21 protein-coding genes are annotated in these 19,676 nt (G+C 66.6%); 13 read left to right on the top strand and 8 right to left on the bottom strand.

Annotated elements, in window-relative coordinates:
- Positions 1 to 15 precede the first annotated feature (15 nt).
- From B4F19_RS13900 to B4F19_RS13885, 4 genes are all read left to right on the top strand, one after another.
- Positions 16 to 1,233 carry a phosphoglycerate kinase gene (locus B4F19_RS13900; RefSeq protein WP_228179023.1) on the top strand — a complete coding sequence of 406 codons (1,218 nt, stop codon included), beginning with the start codon at positions 16 to 18 and terminating at the stop codon, positions 1,231 to 1,233.
- Positions 1,221 to 2,009 carry a triose-phosphate isomerase gene (gene tpiA, locus B4F19_RS13895; protein ID WP_292729958.1) on the top strand — a complete coding sequence of 263 codons (789 nt, stop codon included), beginning with the start codon at positions 1,221 to 1,223 and terminating at the stop codon, positions 2,007 to 2,009. The genes B4F19_RS13900 and tpiA overlap by 13 nt, the downstream gene beginning before the upstream one ends.
- 149 nt (positions 2,010 to 2,158) lie before the next feature.
- Positions 2,159 to 2,407 carry a preprotein translocase subunit SecG gene (gene secG, locus B4F19_RS13890; protein ID WP_228179025.1) on the top strand — a complete coding sequence of 83 codons (249 nt, stop codon included), beginning with the start codon at positions 2,159 to 2,161 and terminating at the stop codon, positions 2,405 to 2,407.
- A complete protein-coding gene (locus tag B4F19_RS13885) occupies positions 2,407 to 2,760 on the top strand; it encodes an RNA polymerase-binding protein RbpA (protein WP_228179026.1) in 354 nt (117 codons plus the stop codon). The genes secG and B4F19_RS13885 overlap by 1 nt, the downstream gene beginning before the upstream one ends.
- Positions 2,761 to 2,839: 79 nt before the next feature.
- On the opposite strand, the gene pgl is transcribed toward B4F19_RS13885, so the two are convergent.
- From pgl to tkt, 6 genes are read right to left on the bottom strand one after another with little or no spacing between them, the layout of a single operon-like run.
- Positions 2,840 to 3,619, bottom strand: coding sequence for a 6-phosphogluconolactonase (pgl, locus tag B4F19_RS13880; RefSeq protein ID WP_292727583.1), 780 nt, complete (start codon positions 3,617 to 3,619; stop codon positions 2,840 to 2,842).
- Positions 3,612 to 4,559 carry a glucose-6-phosphate dehydrogenase assembly protein OpcA gene (locus B4F19_RS13875; RefSeq protein WP_228179028.1) on the bottom strand — a complete coding sequence of 316 codons (948 nt, stop codon included), beginning with the start codon at positions 4,557 to 4,559 and terminating at the stop codon, positions 3,612 to 3,614. The genes pgl and B4F19_RS13875 overlap by 8 nt, the downstream gene beginning before the upstream one ends.
- Positions 4,556 to 6,106, bottom strand: a complete 1,551-nt coding sequence (gene zwf, locus B4F19_RS13870) for a glucose-6-phosphate dehydrogenase (protein WP_228179029.1) — start codon at positions 6,104 to 6,106, stop codon at positions 4,556 to 4,558. The genes B4F19_RS13875 and zwf overlap by 4 nt, the downstream gene beginning before the upstream one ends.
- 13 nt (positions 6,107 to 6,119) lie before the next feature.
- Positions 6,120 to 7,739, bottom strand: a complete 1,620-nt coding sequence (locus tag B4F19_RS13865; protein ID WP_292735729.1) for a glucose-6-phosphate isomerase — start codon at positions 7,737 to 7,739, stop codon at positions 6,120 to 6,122.
- Positions 7,740 to 7,746: 7 nt separating this feature from the next.
- Complete coding sequence (tal, locus tag B4F19_RS13860) at positions 7,747 to 8,856, bottom strand: transaldolase (protein ID WP_292727578.1); 1,110 nt, start codon at positions 8,854 to 8,856, stop codon at positions 7,747 to 7,749.
- Positions 8,857 to 8,883: 27 nt separating this feature from the next.
- On the bottom strand, positions 8,884 to 10,983 hold the full coding sequence (gene tkt / locus B4F19_RS13855; protein ID WP_228179032.1) for a transketolase: 2,100 nt from the start codon (positions 10,981 to 10,983) through the stop codon (positions 8,884 to 8,886).
- Positions 10,984 to 11,232: 249 nt separating this feature from the next.
- Between tkt and B4F19_RS13850 the strand changes: the two genes are divergently transcribed.
- Positions 11,233 to 12,153 carry a heme o synthase gene (locus B4F19_RS13850; protein ID WP_292735726.1) on the top strand — a complete coding sequence of 307 codons (921 nt, stop codon included), beginning with the start codon at positions 11,233 to 11,235 and terminating at the stop codon, positions 12,151 to 12,153.
- Between the two features lie 93 nt (positions 12,154 to 12,246).
- On the opposite strand, the gene B4F19_RS13845 is transcribed toward B4F19_RS13850, so the two are convergent.
- Both B4F19_RS13845 and B4F19_RS13840 read right to left on the bottom strand, forming a co-directional pair.
- Positions 12,247 to 12,687 carry a dinucleotide-utilizing enzyme gene (locus tag B4F19_RS13845; protein ID WP_292735723.1) on the bottom strand — a complete coding sequence of 147 codons (441 nt, stop codon included), beginning with the start codon at positions 12,685 to 12,687 and terminating at the stop codon, positions 12,247 to 12,249.
- Positions 12,688 to 12,777: 90 nt separating this feature from the next.
- Positions 12,778 to 13,767 (bottom strand): COX15/CtaA family protein, encoded by a 990-nt coding sequence (locus tag B4F19_RS13840; RefSeq protein ID WP_228179035.1) that lies wholly within the window; start codon positions 13,765 to 13,767, stop codon positions 12,778 to 12,780.
- Between the two features lie 241 nt (positions 13,768 to 14,008).
- Here B4F19_RS13840 and sufB point away from each other — a divergent pair, with 241 nt between their 5' ends.
- The 8 genes from sufB to B4F19_RS13800 all read left to right on the top strand — a co-directional run bounded on the left by sufB (position 14,009) and on the right by B4F19_RS13800 (position 19,658).
- Complete coding sequence (sufB, locus tag B4F19_RS13835) at positions 14,009 to 15,427, top strand: Fe-S cluster assembly protein SufB (protein WP_228179036.1); 1,419 nt, start codon at positions 14,009 to 14,011, stop codon at positions 15,425 to 15,427.
- A 1-nt stretch (position 15,428) separates the two neighbouring features.
- The gene (gene sufD / locus B4F19_RS13830) at positions 15,429 to 16,619 is read left to right on the top strand and encodes a Fe-S cluster assembly protein SufD (RefSeq protein ID WP_292735720.1); all 1,191 of its coding nucleotides are present in this window, start codon (positions 15,429 to 15,431) and stop codon (positions 16,617 to 16,619) included.
- A complete protein-coding gene (locus tag B4F19_RS13825; protein ID WP_228179038.1) occupies positions 16,616 to 16,957 on the top strand; it encodes a non-heme iron oxygenase ferredoxin subunit in 342 nt (113 codons plus the stop codon). The genes sufD and B4F19_RS13825 overlap by 4 nt, the downstream gene beginning before the upstream one ends.
- Positions 16,958 to 16,968: 11 nt before the next feature.
- Entirely contained in the window at positions 16,969 to 17,739 is a 771-nt protein-coding gene (gene sufC / locus B4F19_RS13820; protein ID WP_228179039.1) for a Fe-S cluster assembly ATPase SufC, read from the top strand.
- A gap of 9 nt (positions 17,740 to 17,748) precedes the next feature.
- Entirely contained in the window at positions 17,749 to 18,078 is a 330-nt protein-coding gene (locus B4F19_RS13815) for a metal-sulfur cluster assembly factor (RefSeq protein WP_195693758.1), read from the top strand.
- 59 nt (positions 18,079 to 18,137) lie between these two features.
- Positions 18,138 to 18,842 (top strand): lysophospholipid acyltransferase family protein, encoded by a 705-nt coding sequence (locus tag B4F19_RS13810; protein WP_228179040.1) that lies wholly within the window; start codon positions 18,138 to 18,140, stop codon positions 18,840 to 18,842.
- A gap of 67 nt (positions 18,843 to 18,909) precedes the next feature.
- Positions 18,910 to 19,068 (top strand): DUF5993 family protein, encoded by a 159-nt coding sequence (locus tag B4F19_RS13805; protein ID WP_228179041.1) that lies wholly within the window; start codon positions 18,910 to 18,912, stop codon positions 19,066 to 19,068.
- On the top strand, positions 19,068 to 19,658 hold the full coding sequence (locus tag B4F19_RS13800) for a disulfide bond formation protein B (protein WP_292735715.1): 591 nt from the start codon (positions 19,068 to 19,070) through the stop codon (positions 19,656 to 19,658). Before B4F19_RS13805 ends, B4F19_RS13800 begins: the two co-directional genes overlap by 1 nt.
- The last annotated feature ends 18 nt before the right edge of the window (positions 19,659 to 19,676 follow it).

Below are 19,676 nucleotides of genomic sequence, written 5' to 3'. Positions count from 1 at the left end.
CATCCGGTAACAGACATGGCTCTGCGCACCCTCGATTCGCTGGGTTCGCTGGCTGGCAAGCGCGTCATCGTCCGTTGTGACCTCAACGTTCCGTTGAAGGACGGGGTCATAACGGACGATGGCCGCGTGCGGGCCTCCGTTCCCACGCTCAACGCCCTCATCAACCAGGGAGCGCGCCTCGTCGTGTGCTCGCACCTGGGACGCCCCGACGGGGCACCCGACCCGAAGTACAGCCTCGAGCCTGTCGCTCAGCGCCTGTCCGAGCTGCTCGGCAAGCCTGTCGCGTTCGCCCGCGACACCGTGGGTGAGTCTGCTCACGACGCCGTCGCCGCGCTGGAAGACGGCGACGTCGCGGTCATCGAGAACCTGCGGTTCAATGCGGGGGAGACCGCGAAGGATGCCGAGGTCCGCGGCGCGTTCGCTCGGGAGCTCTCAGCTCTCGGTGACGCTCTCGTGTCGGATGGCTTCGGTGTCGTGCACCGCAAGCAGGCGAGCGTGTACGACCTCGCCGAGATCCTGCCGTCGGCGGCGGGATTCCTGATCGAGAAGGAGGTCGACGTCCTCGACCGCCTCACTGAGAAGCCGGAACGGCCCTACACTGTCGTGCTCGGCGGTTCGAAGGTCAGCGACAAGCTCGGTGTGATCGAGCACCTGCTCCCGCGTGTCGACCGCATCCTCGTCGGCGGCGGCATGCTGTTCACGTTCCTCAAGGCCAAGGGCTACGAGGTCGGCAAGAGCCTGCTTGAAGAGGACCAGATCGACACCGTCACCCGGTACATGACCACGGCGCAGGAGAGCGGCGTTGAGATCGTGCTTCCGGTGGATGCTGTGATGGCTGCATCCTTCAGCGCCGACGCGGAGCACGTTGTCGCTCCCGCTGACTCGCTCGAGGAGACCCCGTTCGGCGCGACGGGGCTGGGCCTGGACATCGGCCCCGACACGGCGAAGATCTTCGGCGATGCGATCCGCGCGAGCAAGACCGTGTTCTGGAACGGCCCGATGGGTGTGTTCGAGATGCCCGCCTTCGCCGCAGGGACCAAGGCCGTTGCGCAGGCACTGACCGAGGTGGACGGCCTGAGCGTCGTCGGCGGTGGCGACTCGGCAGCCGCGGTGCGCCAGCTCGGATTCACGGATGACCAGTTCGGCCACATCTCCACCGGTGGCGGGGCAAGCCTCGAATTCCTCGAGGGCAAGAAGCTACCCGGACTGGAGGTCCTCGGATGGGAGCAGTGAGAACACCGCTCATCGCCGGCAACTGGAAGATGAACCTCGACCACCTGCAGGCTGTCGCGTTCGTCCAGAAGCTGCACTGGACCCTCAAGGACGCCAAGCACGAGGATGGTTCGGTCGAGGTCGCGGTCTTCCCGCCCTTCACCGATCTGCGTACCGTGCAGACGCTGCTGGATGCCGACAAGATCCCCTTCGCCCTCGGCGCGCAGGACCTGTCGCCGAAGGACTCCGGCGCGTACACCGGTGATGTCTCGGGGGCGTTTCTGGCAAAGCTGGACGCTCGCTACGTCATCATCGGTCACTCCGAGCGCCGCGAATACCACCACGAAACCGACGAGGTCGTCGCCAGCAAGGTTCAGGCTGCGCTGCGTCACGGTCTCGTGCCGGTCATCTGCGTGGGTGAGACCGCGGAAGACCTCGAGAAGTACGGCGCGAGCGCTGTGCCGGTGGGGCAGCTGAAGACCGCTCTGGCTGATGTGCCGGCTGATGCCGACATCGTTGTGGCGTACGAGCCGGTCTGGGCCATCGGGTCCGGTCAGGCCGCCACTCCCGATCAGGCTCAGGATGTCTGCGCCAAGCTGCGCGGGGTGGTCGCCGACACGCTTGGCGCGGATGCCGCGGAGCGCACACGTGTGCTCTACGGCGGCTCGGTGAAGGCCGCGAACATTGCGAGCTTCATGCGTGAGCCGGATGTCGACGGTGCTCTGGTCGGCGGTGCGAGCCTCATCGTGGATGAGTTCGCCGCCATCATCCGTTACCAGAAGCACGTCGGCGTCTAAGGGCGTTTCGACTCGCAGCTGTCGCTGGGTCGCCGGATGACCCGGTCACCCAGCGACAGCGCGGCGGGCCGAAACGAAACGCGCGCGCCTCTTTCCGTATACTGGACGCTTGTGCGACGAGACACCGTCGCGACGAAAGGTTTCACGTCTTGGCGATTCTCGAACTGATCCTGCAGGTGATTCTGGGCATCACGAGCCTGCTGCTCACGCTGCTGATCCTGCTGCACAAGGGCCGAGGTGGTGGCCTCTCCGACATGTTCGGCGGCGGAATGACCTCAGCTCTGGGATCGTCGGGTCTTGCTGAGCGAAACCTGAACCGATTCACCATCGTGCTGGCTCTCGTATGGTTCATCACCATCGTCGGACTCGGCCTCGTTACGAAGTTCCAGGTGATCTGATGGCAACCGGCGGCAACGCAATCCGCGGCACCCGGGTGGGTGCCGGTCCCATGGGCGAACAGGACCACGGCTATCACGCCGACCGCGTCGCCGTCTCGTACTGGGATGCTCTCGGCAACGAAACCGTCCGCTACTTCGCGGCGGGTATTCCCGATGAGGAGATCCCCGAGACTATCGACTCGCCGCACTCCGGTCTCCCGGCCGGGCGTGACAAGGACAACCCGCCGCAGATGGCGAAGGCCGAGCCCTATAAGACGCACCTCGCGTACGTGAAGGAGCGTCGCACCGAAGAGGAAGCCGACGCGCTCCTGGATGACGCGCTGAAGTCGCTGCGCGAGCGCCGCGGTCTCTGAGACTTTCCGCAGGGGCTCCCTGCACGAGAAACGCCCGGTCTCCCTGAGGGGCCGGGCGTTTCTCGTCAATCGACTCGGCTCAGTACTCCTGGTCGATCAGGTCGGGCGGGACCTGTTCGGCAGCCTCCCGGTCGACGAAGAAGACGGTGCGTCGCCGTCCCTTCGCCCCGCCGGCAGGGACGCTCGTGTAGTTGGCGCCGGCAAGCGCGAGCCCGAGGGCTGCGGCCTTGTCGGGGCCGGACATGACCAGCCATACGCGCTGCGACCCGTTGATCACCGGCCGCGTGAAGGTCACGCGCTCCGGCGGCGGCTTAGGCGAGTTCCGGACCGGAAGCACGGCGTTCTCGGTGTCGCGGATCTCGGGGTGGTCGGGAAAGAGCGAGGCGATGTGTGCGTCGGGCCCCACCCCCAGAAAGCACATGTCGAAGGACGGCCAGGCGGGCCCGCCGGGCTGGGCGAAGCGAGCGAGCTCGGCAGCATAGGCGCGAGCCGCCTCATCCAGGTCGACACCCTCGTCGCTGGCGGCGACGCTGTGGATGTTGCCAGCGGGGATGTCCAGCCGATCGAGCAGCGCCTCGCGCGCCTGCTTGTCGTTGCGCTCGGCATCCTGACGCGGAACGAATCGTTCGTCGCTCCACCAGAAGTGAACATTGTCGAAGCGAAGGCCCGCCAGCCGCGGGCTTGCTGCAGCAGCCTCGAGCACCGCGATGCCCATGGTTCCGCCGGTGAGCGAGACATGAACGGCGGGTTCATCAGCCTGCTTCTCGATGCGGCGCAGGAACCGGTTCGCCACGTAGTCGGCGAGCGTGGCCCGGTCGGGGCTGATGAGCACCCGCTTCTCGTTCGTGATCTCAGCCATGGGTCTCCTGCGACTGTGGCGGGTCGAGCAGTGCCCAGCCCTCGGTGATCACTCGACCATACAAGAGGTCGGCGTCGAGCCGGCGGAGCTCCTCGGCGAGGCACTCGCGCAGCGTCCGGCGGGGGAGCACGAGATCATGCTGCGGCTGTCCGGGCTGCGTCAGGCAGGCGATCGCGGTGCTCGAACGTTCCAGAACGATGTCGCCGCTGGCACGCGTGAGGCGGACCGACTTGATGCCGTCGCTCCATTCGTCGGGGGAGAGGTAGTGCCAGTCCACCGGCACACCGAGAGTCAGGCGCAGCCACGCAGCCAACAGTGCTGTCGACGGCGACGTTTCAGCGCCGCGAACCTCCACCGCGGTGATCGGCTCGTACGGCGGCTGGTCGAGCACAGCGGCGAGCTGTTCGCGCCAATGCGTGAGGCGCGTCCAGGCGAGGTCGGTGTCACCCGGCGAGTAGCAGTCACCCAGGTGAGCAACACGCGTGGCCTCGAACGGCACGGTCGAGGCATCGGTGATGCGGCGCTGAGCGATCCGACCGAGGGGGGACTGCGAGGGAGTGGCCGGCGGATTGTCGGGCCACCACACCACGACCGGTGCGTCGGGCAGCAGCAGGCCCGTGACAAGGCTCTCGACGTTGGATGCCGCGTCGCCGGAAGCCCTGAGCACGACGACCTCGCTCGCGCCCGCGTCGCCGCCCACGCGGATCTCGGCATCCAGCTTCGGCTCGCCCTCAGGGTCGAGTCGGAGGCTGATGACTCGCATCGGATGCTCGCGAGACGCGTCGTTGGCAGCCTCGATACCGTCTTCGGTGCCGCCGTTGGTGGTCACGATGATGAGCGTGAGCACACGTCCGAGCGCAACGGCGCCGCCCTCCTCACGCACATCGATGAGCGCGCGCGAGATCTTGCTGACTGTCGTGTCGGGAAGATCGACGATCATGGCCGCCTCCAGGTGCGTCCGTCGCGGGCGAGGAGCTGGTCGGCTGACTTCGGCCCCCACGACCCCGGTTCGTATTGGTCGAGCGGCCCGCCCTGCTGCGCCCAGAACTCTTCGACGGGGTCGAGGATCTTCCACGAGAGCTCGACCTCTTCGTGGCGGGGGAACAGCGGGGGATCCCCGAGCAGGACGTCGAGAATGAGCCGCTCGTAGGCTTCGGGACTGGCCTCGGTGAACGCGTGTCCGTAGCCGAAGTCCATCGTGACGTCTCGCACGTGCGTGCTTGCACCGGGGACCTTGGAGCCGAAGCGGATCGTGACACCCTCATCCGGTTGCACGCGGATGACGAGCGCGTTCTCACCGAGTCCGGATGTCTGGGAACGCGTGAACAGGTGCTCGGGTGCGCGCTTGAACACCACGGCGATCTCGGTCACGCGGCGTCCGAGTCGCTTTCCGGTGCGGAGGTAGAAGGGGACATCCGCCCAGCGGCGCGTGTTGATCTCGAGCTTGAGGGCCGCGTAGGTCTCGGTCGTCGAGTCCGGCTTCATCCCGTCTTCGTCGAGGAATCCGGTGACGTGTTCGCCACCCTGCCACCCTCCGGCGTACTGGCCGCGCGCTGTCGCGAGCGACAGGTCTGCGGGCAGCGTGACGGCAGCGAGCACCTTCTCTTTCTCGGCACGCAGGTGGCTCGCGTCGAAGCTGATGGGCTCCTCCATGGCCGTCAGTGCCAGAAGCTGCAGCAGGTGGTTCTGAATGACGTCGCGCGCTGCCCCGATGCCGTCGTAGTAGCCGGCGCGGCCGCCCACGCCGATGTCCTCGGCCATCGTGATCTGGACGTGGTCGACGTAGTTGCGGTTCCAGATCGGCTCGAAGAGCTCGTTCGCGAACCGCAGCGCGAGGATGTTCTGGACCGTCTCTTTGCCGAGGTAGTGATCGATCCGGAAGATCGAATCGGCCGGGAAGGTCGAGCGCAGCGCGTCGTTGAGCTCGCGGGCCGACGCGAGATCGTGACCGAACGGCTTCTCGATGACGACTCGTCGCCACCGCTCGGGCTGGTCGGCGGTGTCATCCACGAGACCTGACGTTCGCAGCTGCCGTGCGACAACCGGGAAGTCCTTCGGAGGGATGGACAGGTAGAACGCGTGGTTGCCCATGGTGCCACGCTCTTCGTCAAGGCTCTGCACGGTCTCGCGCAGCCGCGCAAAGGCGTCGTCGTCGCCGAACTCGCCGGGAACGAAGCGGATGCCCTGCAGCAGCTGCTGCCAGGTCTCCTCGCGAAACGCGGTTCGCGCATGTTGGCGGACCGCGTCGTGCACAACCTGCGCGAAGTCCTGATCCTCCCAGTCGCGGCGGGCGAACCCGACCAGTCCGAACCCCGGCGGGAGCAACCCGCGATTGGCGAGGTCATACACGGCCGGCATGAGCTTCTTGCGAGAGAGGTCGCCGGTCACGCCGAAGATCACGAGGGCACTGGGGCCCGCGATCCGATTCAGGCGTGCGTCTTCGGGGTCGCGCAGCGGATTGTGCCCGCGAGAGATCTCGACTGTCATCGGATGGGATGCCTTACTGAGCAGCTTCGAACAGGGAAAGAACCTCGACCTGGGGGTCGGTGAGGGTCAGCGTGACGACGGGACGCCCGTGCGCGGCCAAGACTTCGGCATCTCCCGCGGCCTGCGCGGCGATCAACTGACCGAAGGTGAACGGCCGGCCGGGGATCTCGACATCCGTATCGGTGCGCTCCACGATCTGCAAGAACACCCCGTTCGCGGGTCCGCCCTTGTGGTACTGCCCCGTCGAGTGCAGGAACCGGGGACCCCAGCCGAACGTGGCGGGCCTGCCCGAATCGGCAGCGACGAGTTCGCGCAGGCCCTGGAGCTGGGGGATCGCGAGGCGGTTGACGTAGGCCTGCACCGAGACGTATCCGTCGGCAGGCAGCTGCGCCCACAGTGCGTCGAGGACGCCGGCGATCGTGCCGGATGCCGCAAGCGCGGCATCCGTGACCCGCACCTGGACGCCATCGACGACGAACGCCGGTGCAGTCGGTTCGGGCGTGCGCTCGAGGAGTCCCCGCGTGGCTTCCTTGGCTGACTCGACATCGGGCTGGTCGAACGGGTTGATACCGAGCATCCGTCCCGCGATCGCGGTCGCGTACTCCCACACGACGAACTGGGCCCCGAGGGAACCACTGACCAGGATCTCGCCCTGGTGATGTTCGAACAGGTGGAATTCGTTTGCCTCGTCGACCAGGCGCAGCACCTGCAGGTCTGCGGGTGTGGATTCGAGCTCGGGTGAGACGGGCAGCATGACAACGGGCAGGATGCCGGTGCCGTTCTTTCCCGTCGACTCCGCGATCAGCTGCTCGATCCAGTCGGGGAGCCCCACGATGTGCGTGCCATCGCTGATGAGAGCGAGCTTGTCGCGGCGCGGCTCGCCGCCGGCGATTGCGGCAGCAAGCACCAGTGCTGGGTTCTCGGGGCTGTCGATGGCGACCTCAAGGAGGGTCGCATCGGCTTCGGCGAGCAGCTCCTGGATGTCGGCGCCGGCAAGGCCCGCGGGGACCAGCCCGAAAGCCGTCAGCGCTGAGTATCGGCCACCCACGCTCGGATCGGCGTTGAACACTCGGTACCCGTCGGCACGTGCCGACTCGTCCAGGGGCGAACCGGGGTCGGTGACCACGATGATCCGCTCGGTGGGGTCGATACCCAAGTCCCGGAATGCCGCCTCGAAGGCACGCTTCGCGGAATCCGTCTCGACCGTCGATCCGGACTTGGATGCCACCACGAGAACCGTGCGCTCAAGACCGCCAGCTTCGGGGTCGTCGTCGAGGGCTGCGAGCACCTGACCGGGCGACGTCGAGTCCAGGATGACCAGCGGAACTCCGGCGGTTTGCGCGATCACCTCGGGAGCGAGCGAGGACCCGCCCATGCCGGCTAGGACGATCCGCGTGAGCCCCTTCGCGACGAGCTCCTCACGCAGCGCAACGATCTGCGGCACCAGCGGCAGGGAGACCGTGACAGCCTCGAGCCACCCGAGCCGGCGTGATGCCTCGGCCTCGGCATCCGGACCCCACAGCGAGCTGTCGCCCGCGGTGAGGCCCGACGCGACGAGATCGCCGACGAGACCGGGCAGCGTCGCCTCGACGACCGACTTGACGTGCCCGGTCAGGTGGATGTCGAATGCCATCGCCGGCTCAGACGTCCGCGTTCTCGAGGGCTGTCGTCACCGTCGCCTGCAACTCGTGCCACGAGGCGATGAACTTGTCGACGCCCTCGTCTTCGAGAACCTGCGTGACATCGGCGAAGTCGATCCCCACCGATGCGAGGCCGTCGAACACGGCGTGAGCATCGCCATAGTTGCCGGTGATCGTGTCGCCGACGACGTCGGCGTGATCGAAGGTCGCCTCGAGCGTCTTCTCAGGCATCGTGTTCACGGTGCCCCGCGCGACGAGCTCGGTGACGTACAGCGTGTCGGGAAGAGCGGGGTCCTTGACGCCGGTCGACGCCCATAGCGGACGCTGCACGGTGGCACCTGCGGCGACCAGTGCCGTTGCGCGCTCGGTAGCGAACTCCTTCTCGAAGAGCTCGAACGCGAGGCGCGCGTTGGCGATGCCGGCGCGGGACTTCAGTGCCGTCGCGGCATCCGACCCGATAGCGGTGAGGCGCTTATCGACCTCGGTGTCCACGCGCGACACGAAGAACGAGGCGACCGAGTGGATCGTGCTGATGTCGTGGCCAGCAGCCTTGGCCCGCTCGATACCGGTGAGGTAGGCGTCGATGACAGCCGCGTAGCGCTCGAGGCTGAAGATGAGCGTGACGTTCACCGAGATGCCCGACGCGATCGCCTCGGTGATCGCGGGGAGTCCGGCCTTGGTCGCGGGGATCTTGATGAGCGCGTTCGGTCGGTCGACGACCTTCCACAGCTCCTTGGCCTGAGCGATCGTCGCCTCGGTGTCGTGTGCGAGCTCGGGCGAGACCTCGATGGATACGCGGCCGTCCACGCCACCGGTCGCGTCGTAGACCGGGCGGAAGATGTCGGCGGCGTCGCGCACGTCGGTCGTCGTGATCGTGAAGATCGACGTCTCGGTGTCAGCCCCCTGAGACTTCAGGTCGCGGATGGCCTGGTCGTAGGCGTTACCCTTCGCCAGGGCGCCGGCGAAGATCGTCGGGTTGGTCGTGACGCCGGTGACGTTGCGGTCGACGATCAGCGCGGCCAGGTTGCCGGAGCTGATCCGCTCGCGCGACAGGTCATCAAGCCAGATGCTGACGCCCTCGGCGACGAGCTTCTCGGTGGGGGTGGTCATGGGTTCTCCTTCGTGTGCAGCCGCGGCTCAGGCGCCGGCGGCGGCGATGGTCTCGTGGGCGGCGGTCACGACGGCTTCGGTCGTGATGCCGAACTTCTGGAAGAGCGTCTTGTAGTCAGCCGATGCACCGAAGTGCTCGATCGACACGGACCGGCCGGCGTCGCCGACGATCCCGCGCCACGGCATCGCCAGGCCTGCCTCGACCGAGACCCGCGCCTTGACGGATGCCGGCAGCACGCTCTCGCGGTACGCGTCGTCTTGCTCGGCGAACCACTCGAGCGACGGGGCTGACACAACCCGTGCGCCGATGCCCTGTTCGGCAAGCTGCTCGCGAGCAGCCACGGCGAGTTGAACCTCGGAGCCTGTCCCGATCAGGATCACATCGACGGCGCCGGTCGGCGAGTCGGCGAGCACGTACGCGCCCTTGGCGGCGAGGTCGGCCGAAGCGAACTCGTCGCCGGATGCCTCACCCTCGCCACGGGGGAACGTCGGAACGTTCTGGCGGGTCAACGCGATTCCCGCGGGGCCCCCGTGGCGGCGCACGAGCTCGAGCCAGACGGCTGCTGTCTCGTTCGCGTCGGCCGGGCGCACAACAGCAAAGTTCGGGATCGCGCGGAGAGCGGCGAGCTGCTCGATCGGCTGGTGCGTCGGCCCATCTTCACCCAGGGCAACGGAGTCGTGCGTCCACACGAACAGCGTCGGGATGTTCATCAGCGCAGCAAGGCGCACCGGCGGGCGCATGTAGTCGCTGAAGATCAGGAACGTGCCACCGAACGGACGGGTCGGACCGTGCAGCACGATGCCGTTGAGGATCGACCCCATCGCGTGCTCGCGGATGCCGAAGTGCAGCACGCGGCCGTACGGGTTGCCCGACCACTCGTGCGTGGACCACTCCTCGGGGATGAACGACGCCGCATTCTTGATGGTCGTCAGGTTCGACTCCGCGAGGTCGGCTGAGCCGCCCCAGAGCTCCGGCAGCTCAGCGGCCAGCGCGTTGATGACCTGACCCGATGCGGCGCGGGTCGAGACATCCTTGCCTGCCTCGAACTGGGGGAGTGCGTCAGCGATGTCCGCGGGAAGTTCGCGAGCGTGAAGCCGGTCCCACAGCGCCTTGCGCTCGGGGTTAGCTGCGGCCCACGCGTCGAACTTCTCCTGCCATGCAGCCTTTTCGGCCTCGCCGCGCTCGACGAGCGAGCGGGTGTGGGCGATGACCTCGTCGGGAACGTCGAACGTCGTGTCGGGGTCCCAGCCGAGGACCTTCTTGGTCGCGGCGAGCTCTTCGCCGCCGAGCGCGGCGCCGTGGATCTTGCCGCTGTTCTGCTTGCCGGGGGAAGGCCAGCCGATGATCGTCTTGAGGATGATGATCGAGGGCTTGTCGGTGACGCCCTTGGCTTTCTCGATGGCGTCGTACAGCTCCTGCACGTCCTCGACGTACTCGCCCGACTTCTTCCAGTCGACGGTCTGCACGTGCCAGTCGTAGGCCTCGTAGCGCTTCGCGACATCCTCGGTCAGAGCGACGTTCGTGTCGTCTTCGATCGAGATCTGGTTCGAGTCATAGATGACGACGAGGTTGCCCAGCTGTTGGTGTCCAGCGAGCGAGGATGCCTCGCTCGTCACACCCTCTTCAAGGTCGCCGTCGGAGGCGATGACGTAGATGAAGTGGTCGAAGGGCGACTCGCCGGCCGGTGCCTCAGGGTCGAACAGACCTCGCTCGTACCGTGCTGCGTAGGCGAAACCAACCGAGGATGCCAGGCCCTGGCCGAGCGGTCCCGTCGTGATCTCCACACCCTTCGTGTGGCCGTACTCGGGGTGACCGGGGGTGAGAGATCCCCACGTGCGGAGCGCCTTCAGGTCATCGAGCTCGAGACCGAATCCGCCGAGGTAGAGCTGAATGTACTGCGTGAGCGAGGAGTGACCGCACGAGAGGATGAAACGGTCGCGGCCGGGCCAGTGCGTGTCAGCCGGGTCATGCTTCATGACGCGCTGATACAGCAGATACGCCGCGGGAGCGAGGCTCATCGCCGTCCCGGGGTGTCCGTTGCCGACTTTCTCCACGGCATCCGCCGCGAGAACGCGAGCGGTGTCCACCGCGCGCTTGTCGATCTCATCCCAACGCAGTTCCGTCACCGGATTGCCTTCCGTTCGAGAGGGGTGCGCCCTGAGACCACCGGTCCGCAGACCGCGTCACCACGGGAAGAGCAGCCGGCGCAGAGCGCGCGTGTGTTTTCAGCATAGCGATTCCGGTTCCCCCAGTGGGCCGTGTTTCGACGCCCCGCACCCCGGCCGCCGCGTGCCGTGCATGCTCCGCCGGCGCCTACCTCGCGTGGGGTATGCCATAGACTGGAAACCCCGGGTTGACGGCCGATAGTGAGGGCAATGGACATTTCCACGACGACGCGTGCGCAGCTCGCACCCGCCTCGTTCGGCCGCACCGTCCGCGCCTATATCGCCCTGACCAAGCCGCGCGTTCTCGAGCTGTTGCTGGTGACGACGGTTCCGGTCATGATCCTCGCGCAGCAGGGATTCCCGCCGCTGTGGCTGGTCGTCGCCACCGTGATCGGCGGCTCGGCAAGCGCCGGCTCGGCTGCCGCGTTCAACATGTACCTCGACCGCGATATCGACGCGCACATGCAGCGCACCGAGAATCGCCCGCTCGTCACCGGCGAGGTCTCGCCCCGGGGTGCACTGATCTTCGCCTGGTCGCTTGCTGTCGCCTCGACGCTGTGGCTCGGCTTCACGACGAACTGGCTCGCCGCGGCGCTGTCGGCGGGTGCGATCTTCTTCTACGTCGTCATCTACACGATGATCCTCAAGCGCCGGACCGAGCAAAACATCGTGTGGGGCGGCATCGCCGGATGCTTCCCGGTGCTGATCGGCTGGAGTGCGGTCACCGGGACGCTTGCCTGGCCCGCGCTCATCCTGTTCTTGCTCGTGTTCCTGTGGACCCCGCCTCACTATTGGCCGCTCTCGATGAAGTACCGCGACCAGTACGACGAGGTCGAGGTTCCGATGCTGGGCGCCACGCGCTCTGGCTCGCAGGTCGGCCTTCAGGTCATCCTCTACGCATGGGCGACTGTCGTGACCTCGCTCCTCCTGATTCCTGTCGCCTCGATGGGGCTCGTCTACACGGCATCGGCGCTGGTGTTCGGTGGGTGGTTCATCTACGAGTCACACGTTCTCTACGCTCGCGCGGTGCGGGGCACGGAGCCACGGCCGATGCGTGTGTTCCACGCATCCATCACCTACTTGACGCTGCTGTTCGTCGCGATCGCTGTCGATCCGCTGCTCCCGTTCTGAGCGCGCCATCCCCGGGTGGCCCGCGGATAAGCGAAGGCCCTCTCGTCGAACGATGTTCGGCGGGAGGGCCTTCGCTATGAGCCGGCGCTAAGGTCAGCGGTTCTCGGGTGCGCCAGTGTCGCTCTGCGCTGCGGCCTCTGCCGCGGCACCGGGCGGGGCGGTGTCGGTCGTCGAGGTCTCGACGTCGGCATCCTCGAAGACAGGAGCCTGCTCGGCGACCGGAGCCGCCTCCTCGACGATGACGGTTTCTTCCACGATGGCGGTCTCGGCCGCGGGGGCGGGCAGAGCGGAGCGGAGGGCGGCGAGGGTCAGCACGAGCAGCAGACCGAGGATGCCGGCGCCCACCAGGACACCGCCGAATCCGATCCACGCAGGGCTCACGTAGACCTGCTCGTACGTCGCCGAACCATCCGCGAGCGTTGCGCTCATCTCGCTCACTTTGGTCAGCACGAGCCAGAGCCCGATGCCGATGCTGGCGAGGGAGGCGAGAAGCAGCACCCAGAAGGGAACGCTGCGGGCGAGACGATTGGTCATAGGGAAACTCCTGCGAAGGGATCGATGTCAGTCACGCCGAAGAGATCGGCGCGACCAGTCTGGTCCCTCGACGCGTGCCGTGTCGATGCGTCAGCTATGGATCGCCTGTGCGCCGACCGGGTCCGACGGCGTGAACTCGGCGACACGCGGCTGCTTGAGATTGAGGATGAGCGCCGTCATCGCGGCGGCCAGCAGCGATGCCAGCACCATGTGGATGCCCACGGCGATCGGGGGAAGTCCGTTACGGGCCTGGAAGAGGCCCACGGCGATCTGGATGATCTCGACCCCGAGCACCGTGAGGGTCCAACCGAACACGCGTGGCAGTTCCTGGCGCCGCCGGTAGGCGAAGCCCAGCAGCACCAGCGTCAGCGCGAACAGTGCGTACGACGGCCAGGCGTGGATGTGTTCGAGCAGCTCCGCATCGAAGCCGCTGCGAATGGCATCCTCGTCGCCCGAGTGGGGGCCGGCACCGGTGGTCAGGATGCCGAAGAAGATCGTCAGGGCCAGCACAGCCGTGGCCACGTGGGCCCACAGTGCGTGAGCACGCGTCACAGCGCGAGCGCGCGGGCCCCCCGGCGTGCGCATGAGCACGAGGAACGCGGCACACACGGCCACGAGGATGACCGAGGCGACATAGTGGAAGCCGACGATGAACGGGTTGAGCCCGGTGAGCACGGTGATGCCGCCGACAAGAGCCTGCGCGACCACGCCCAGCACCACCACCAGGGCAAGAACGAAAAGGTCGCGGCGCTCCCGGCGCATCTTCAGCACGAAGACCAACACGATGATCGCGAGGATGCCGACAAGACCTGTCAGGGTGCGGTTGCCGAATTCGATGAACCCGTGAATACCCATTTCCGGCGTGTTGACGATCGACTCCGCGGTGCAGGTGGGCCAGGTCGGGCACCCCAGGCCCGAGCCGGTCAGACGCACCGCGCCCCCGGTCCCGATGATCAGCACCTCGGCGAGAAACGACAACCACGCGGCGACCCGGACGCGCCGATCGACGTGGTCAGGCAACCATGCCCAGAACCTCCCGAATAGCGAAACGCGGGCGGGGGACGGGGACGGTGCGGACACGGTCTTCACTCCTGGGATCGCCCTGTGGGGGCGCGGCGTGCTCGGCCCGGGGCTGGGTCGATGCCTGTAGACTCGAAGGGTCTGATTCCGCGGAGAAATGCCGCAGGATCATCACCAGTCTAGGCGCGAGAATTCGCCGAAGACGTGAAAGGGCCCGTAAGCGACATCCCCTCCGGTACTCCGCCGGGGGCGACGGATGTCGGTGCGGATGACACCGCAATGGCCGCGAAGGAGAAAACCGATGTCCGATGTGCTGATCGAGCGTCCCGAACTCGAAAGCCTGGGAGTCTACGAGTTCGGCTGGCACGACACCGACGCCGCCGGCGCGGTGGCTCAGCGCGGAATCAACGAGGACGTGGTCCGTGGGATCTCCTCGTTGAAATCCGAGCCGGAGTGGATGCTGAAGACCCGACTGAAGGGCCTGCAGCTCTTCGGCCGCAAACCCATGCCCACCTGGGGTGCCGACCTCAGCGCGATCGACTTCGACAACATCAAGTACTTCGTGCGCTCCACCGAGAAGCAGGCGCAGAGCTGGGAAGACCTCCCCGAAGAGATCCGGAACACCTACGAGAAGCTGGGTATCCCCGAGGCCGAGCGCCAGCGCCTTGTGGCGGGCGTCGCGGCGCAGTACGAGTCCGAGGTCGTCTACCACCAGATCCGCGAGGACCTCGAGGCGCAGGGTGTCATCTTCATGGACACCGACACGGCGCTGCGCGAGCACCCCGAGTTCTTCGAGGAGTACTTCGGCACCGTCATCCCCGCCGGTGACAACAAGTTCGCGGCTCTCAACACCGCCGTGTGGTCGGGCGGGTCATTCGTCTACGTGCCGCCCGGGGTGCACGTCGAGATTCCGCTGCAGGCCTACTTCCGGATCAACACCGAGAACATGGGCCAGTTCGAGCGGACGCTGATCATCGCCGACGAGGGCTCATACGTCCACTACATCGAGGGCTGCACGGCCCCGATCTACAAGAGCGACTCCCTGCACTCGGCAGTCGTCGAGATCATCGTGAAGAAGAACGCCCGCGTGCGCTACACGACGATCCAGAACTGGTCGAACAACGTCTACAACTTGGTCACCAAGCGCGCCGTCGCCCACGAGGGCGCCACGATGGAATGGATCGACGGCAACATCGGCTCCAAGGTGACGATGAAGTACCCGTCGGTCTTCCTGATGGGGGAGCACGCGAAGGGCGAGACCCTCTCGGTCGCCTTCGCCGGCCCCGGGCAGCACCAGGATGCCGGCGCGAAGATGATCCACATGGCGCCGTACACGACGTCCTCGATCGTCTCGAAGTCCATCGCCCGAGGCGGCGGTCGCGCGGGGTACCGGGGCGAGGTCCGGGTCGACCCGAATGCCCACCACTCCGCCAACACGGTTCGCTGTGACGCGCTGCTGGTCGATACCGTTTCCCGCTCCGACACCTACCCGGCTATCGACATCCGCGTCGACGACGTGCAGTTGGGACACGAGGCGACAGTCTCGCGGGTCAGTGAAGAGCAGCTCTTCTACCTGCAGTCCCGGGGGCTTCCCGAGGACGAGGCGATGGCAATGATCGTTCGTGGATTCATCGAGCCCATCGCTCGCGAACTGCCCATGGAGTACGCCCTCGAACTGAACAAGCTCATCGAGATGAGCATGGAAGGCAGCGTCGGCTGAGATGACGACTACCGCACAGGCGTCGGCGACGGCGCCCGGATCGACCGCGCACACCGACGGGGGCTGGGACCTCGTTCCCGTCCAGACCCGCTCCGAACGCCCGCGCTCGTACGAGCCCTCGGCGTTCGGTGCACCGACCGGGCGCGAAGTCAACTGGAAGCACAGCCCCATCGCGGCTGTCGCTCCGCTGTTCGCCGACGAGCCCGGCGACGAAGGCGCTGTCGGCATCACGGTGACGGGCCCGCTCGCGGCAGCCGGCCTCGCTGTCGGCGAGTCACCGCGCGGCGAAGCCTTCGTGCCCGAGGATCTGCCGAGCGCAATCGCCTGGCAGCGCTCCGCGCAAGCGCTCTATCTGAAGGTGCCGGCCGATGCCGAACTCGATGAGCCCGTCGAAGTAGTCTTCACGGGCTCCGGCGCCCAACTTCGCGCCCACTCCCACGTAGTGATCGAAGCTGCCCCGCACTCGCGTGCGACTGTCGTGCTTCGCCACGAAGGGTCGGCCCAGTTCGCGCAGAACGTCGAGATCATCGTCCGTGACGGTGCCAGCCTCACGCTGATCTCGCTGCAGCGGTGGGACGACGATGCGGTGCACGTCGCCGCGCACCAGGCTGTCGTGGGACGCGACGCGACCCTCCGGCACACCGTCGTGAGCCTCGGTGGCGCGGTAGTGCGGGTGAACCCCTCCGTCGATCTCGCCGGCGCCGGATCCGAGGGCAAGGTCTACGGTCTGTCGTTCGCTGACTCCGGTCAGCACCTTGAGAGCCAGGTGTACGTCCACCACCGCGGCCCGAACACGAGTGCCGACGTGCTCTACAAGGGAGCCCTGCAGGGCTCGAGCGCACGCAGCGTCTGGGTCGGGGACGTGCTCATCGGGCGCGAGGCCGTCGGCACCGATTCCTACGAAGCCAACCGCAACCTCGTGCTCACCGACGGTGCCCGCGCCGACTCGATCCCGAATCTCGAGATCGAGACCGGCGACATCCAGGGTGCCGGACACGCCAGCGCCACCGGTCGTTTCGACGACGAGCAGCTCTTCTACCTGCAGGCGCGAGGTATCCCCGAAGACGAAGCCCGCCGGCTCGTGGTGATCGGATTCCTCAGCGACATCATCCAGCGCCTCGGCATCCCCGAGCTCGAGGCTGAACTCACCGAGGCGGTCACCGCCGAACTCGAACAGGAGGCTGCTGCGTGAGCGCCACCCGCGTGTGCTCGCTGAGCGAGCTGGAACAGGACGCTGCCAAGCGCGTCGTGATCGACGGTGTTGCGATCGCTGTCGTCAAAGACTCCAACGGTGACGTGCACGCCATCGGCGATACCTGCACACACGGTGACATTTCGCTCTCCGACGGCTTCGTCGAGGGCGAGACATTGGAATGCTGGGCCCACGGCTCAGCGTTCTCGCTTCTGACGGGCCGCCCCCTGAACCTTCCCGCGTACGAGCCGGTGCCGGTGTACGAGGTCACGATCGAGGGCGACGACGTCCTGATCGACCCGGCCGTCACCAAGGCCGTCACCCCAGACATCCACTGAAAAGGAACCCCATGGCTGTTCTCGAGATCCGCGACCTGCACGTCACGGTCGACACGGATGCCGGAGAGACCGAGATCCTCAACGGCATGACCCTCACGATTCGGACGGGGGAGACCCACGCGATTATGGGCCCCAACGGGTCGGGCAAGTCGACCCTCGCGTACACGATCGCCGGGCACCCCAAGTACACCGTGACAAGCGGCTCGATCACGCTCGACGGTGAAGACGTCCTCGAGATGTCGGTCGACGAGCGCGCGCGCGCCGGTCTCTTCCTCGCGATGCAGTACCCCGTCGAGATCCCCGGCGTGACGGTGACGAACTTCCTGCGCACGGCGAAGTCCGCCATCGACGGGCAGGCGCCCTCGATCCGCACGTGGACCAAGGACGTCAAGAAGGCCATGGCGGACCTCCGTATGGACGAGAAGTTCGCGCAGCGAAACGTCAACGAGGGCTTCTCGGGCGGCGAGAAGAAGCGCCACGAGATCCTGCAGCTCGAGCTGCTGAAGCCGAAGATCGCTGTGCTCGATGAGACCGACTCGGGTCTCGACGTCGATGCCCTGAAGGTCGTCTCGGAGGGCGTCAACCGTGCCAAGGCCGAGACCGACATGGGCGTGCTACTGATCACGCACTACACCCGCATCCTTCGTTACATCCACCCCGACTTCGTGCACGTCGTCGTCGGCGGACGCATCGTCGAAGAGGGCGGGCCGGAGCTTGCCGACCGGCTCGAGGCCGAGGGATACGATCGCTTTCTCGAGCCCGCCGCCGGATCCGGCGCCTAGGATCAAGTCATGACCGCGACTCTCAGCCCTGAGAAGTTCGACGAGGTCACCGAGGCCCTCAAGGACGTCATGGATCCCGAACTCGGGATCAATGTCGTCGACCTCGGACTGATCTACGACCTCAGCTGGGATGACGAGAACGACGCTCTCGTCATCCACATGACGCTGACCTCCGCCGGGTGCCCGCTCACCGACGTCCTCGAAGAGCAGACGGCGCAGGCCCTCGACGATGTCGTGGAACGCTTCCGTATCAACTGGGTGTGGATGCCGCCGTGGGGCCCCGAGCGCATCACCGACGATGGTCGCGACATGATGCGTGCCCTCGGCTTCGCCATCTGATCGGCTCCTCCTTCAGGGCGTGCCATCACGCCGTGTTCTGCCGCCGATAGGGTGGCGGGGTGACAGATCCCGCTCCGCCCCGCCGTGTCTCCCGGCCAGGATTCATCTACTTCCTCGGGCGGGTCGTCCTCCGCCCGCTGTTCTGGATCCTGTACCGGCCGCGCATCGTCGGTCGGGGAAACGTGCCCCCGCGCGGACCCGTCCTGCTCGCGAGCAATCACCTCTCGTCTCTCGACACCGTCATCATCCCTACGTCCGCCGCGCGACCTGTCCAGTTCCTCATCAAGTCGTCGTACTTCACGGGGTCCGGGCTGCTCGGACGGTTCATGCGCTGGTTCTTCACGTCGATCGGCGGGGTGCCGGTGTACCGCGCAACGGGACGCGATGCGCGCGCGGCACTCGAGGCCGGTGCCAGCATCCTTCGAGCCGGCAGCGTCTTCGCCGTTTTCCCCGAGGGCACCCGCTCGCGCGACGGCAGACTGCACGAGGGGCACGGGGGAGCGGCATGGATGGCGTACGACACCGGCGCGACGGTCGTCCCCGTGGGGTTGATCGGTACCGGCACCGTCAAGCCCTTCAGCCACCTGGTGCCGGGAAGGTCTCGAATCGAGGTGCATTTCGGTGAGCCGCTCGACCTCTCCGATCTCGATGGCGTTCCGGCAGGCAAAGCCCGGCGGCAGATCACCGAGCGCACGATGAACGCGATCGCAGCCCTCAGCGGTCAAGAGCGTTCCGGCGAGGTGAACGCGAGCTCGCGCGACTGAACGTCGGACGGCTCGCCGGCTCCGCGCGCTATGGCTCCCGAGCTGGAGCCCCCGCTACGTTGAGGGCGTGGACACCCTCATCTTCGGCGTGCTGCTCGCGGTAGCCCTCATCATCATCTTCTCCAAGAGTCGGTGGCTGGTCATCGGCTCCTGGGCCGTCGCCGCGCTTGCCGTGATCGGGCTGTTCGCCTACCACGCGAACGACGTGTTGGAGTTGAGCTTCTGATGTCCGCCTCGATCGTGGTTCGCAAACTTTCGTTCTGGGCCTTCGTGGCCTTCCTCGTGGCCTATGTCGGCATCCTGTCGATGGCGATGTTCGTCTTCCAATTCGGGCTCGGCGAACTGCCGTGCCCGCTGTGCATCCTGCAGCGGATGGGCATGATGTTGGCGAGCCTCGGAGCGCTGTACGTCGTGGTGAGGGCGCTGCGCGGCGAGCTTCTGCTGCGCGAACTCGCGACCGGCCTGGGGCTTGCGATCCTCGGTGCCGTCGTGGGCGCGGCGATCTCCATTCGGCAGATCCTGCTCCACATCCTGCCCGGTGACCCCGGGTACGGCGAGGCGGTTCTGGGGCTGCACCTGTACACGTGGGCGCTGATCACCTTCGTCGTCGTGATCGTGTTCGCCTGCGTCGTGGCGGTGTTCGCGCAGGATGTCGTGCCGGTCGCCCCGACCACCCCGTGGCTGCGCATTCTCGCGTGGGTCGTGGTGTGGGCGTTCGTCGCCACGATCGCGATCAACCTCGTCGTTGTGTTCGCGGAGGAGGGCTTCAACTGGGTTCTTCCCGACGATCCGTCGCGGTACCTTCTGTTCGGCTGAGTCTGCTGTGTGCCGCTA

Origin of the sequence: Microbacterium sp. UBA1097 (assembly GCF_002313585.1) — a bacterium.
GTDB lineage: Bacteria > Actinomycetota > Actinomycetes > Actinomycetales > Microbacteriaceae > Microbacterium.
Note: the sequence above shows the minus strand (reverse complement) of the source record. Positions and strands in the feature narration are given on the sequence as shown.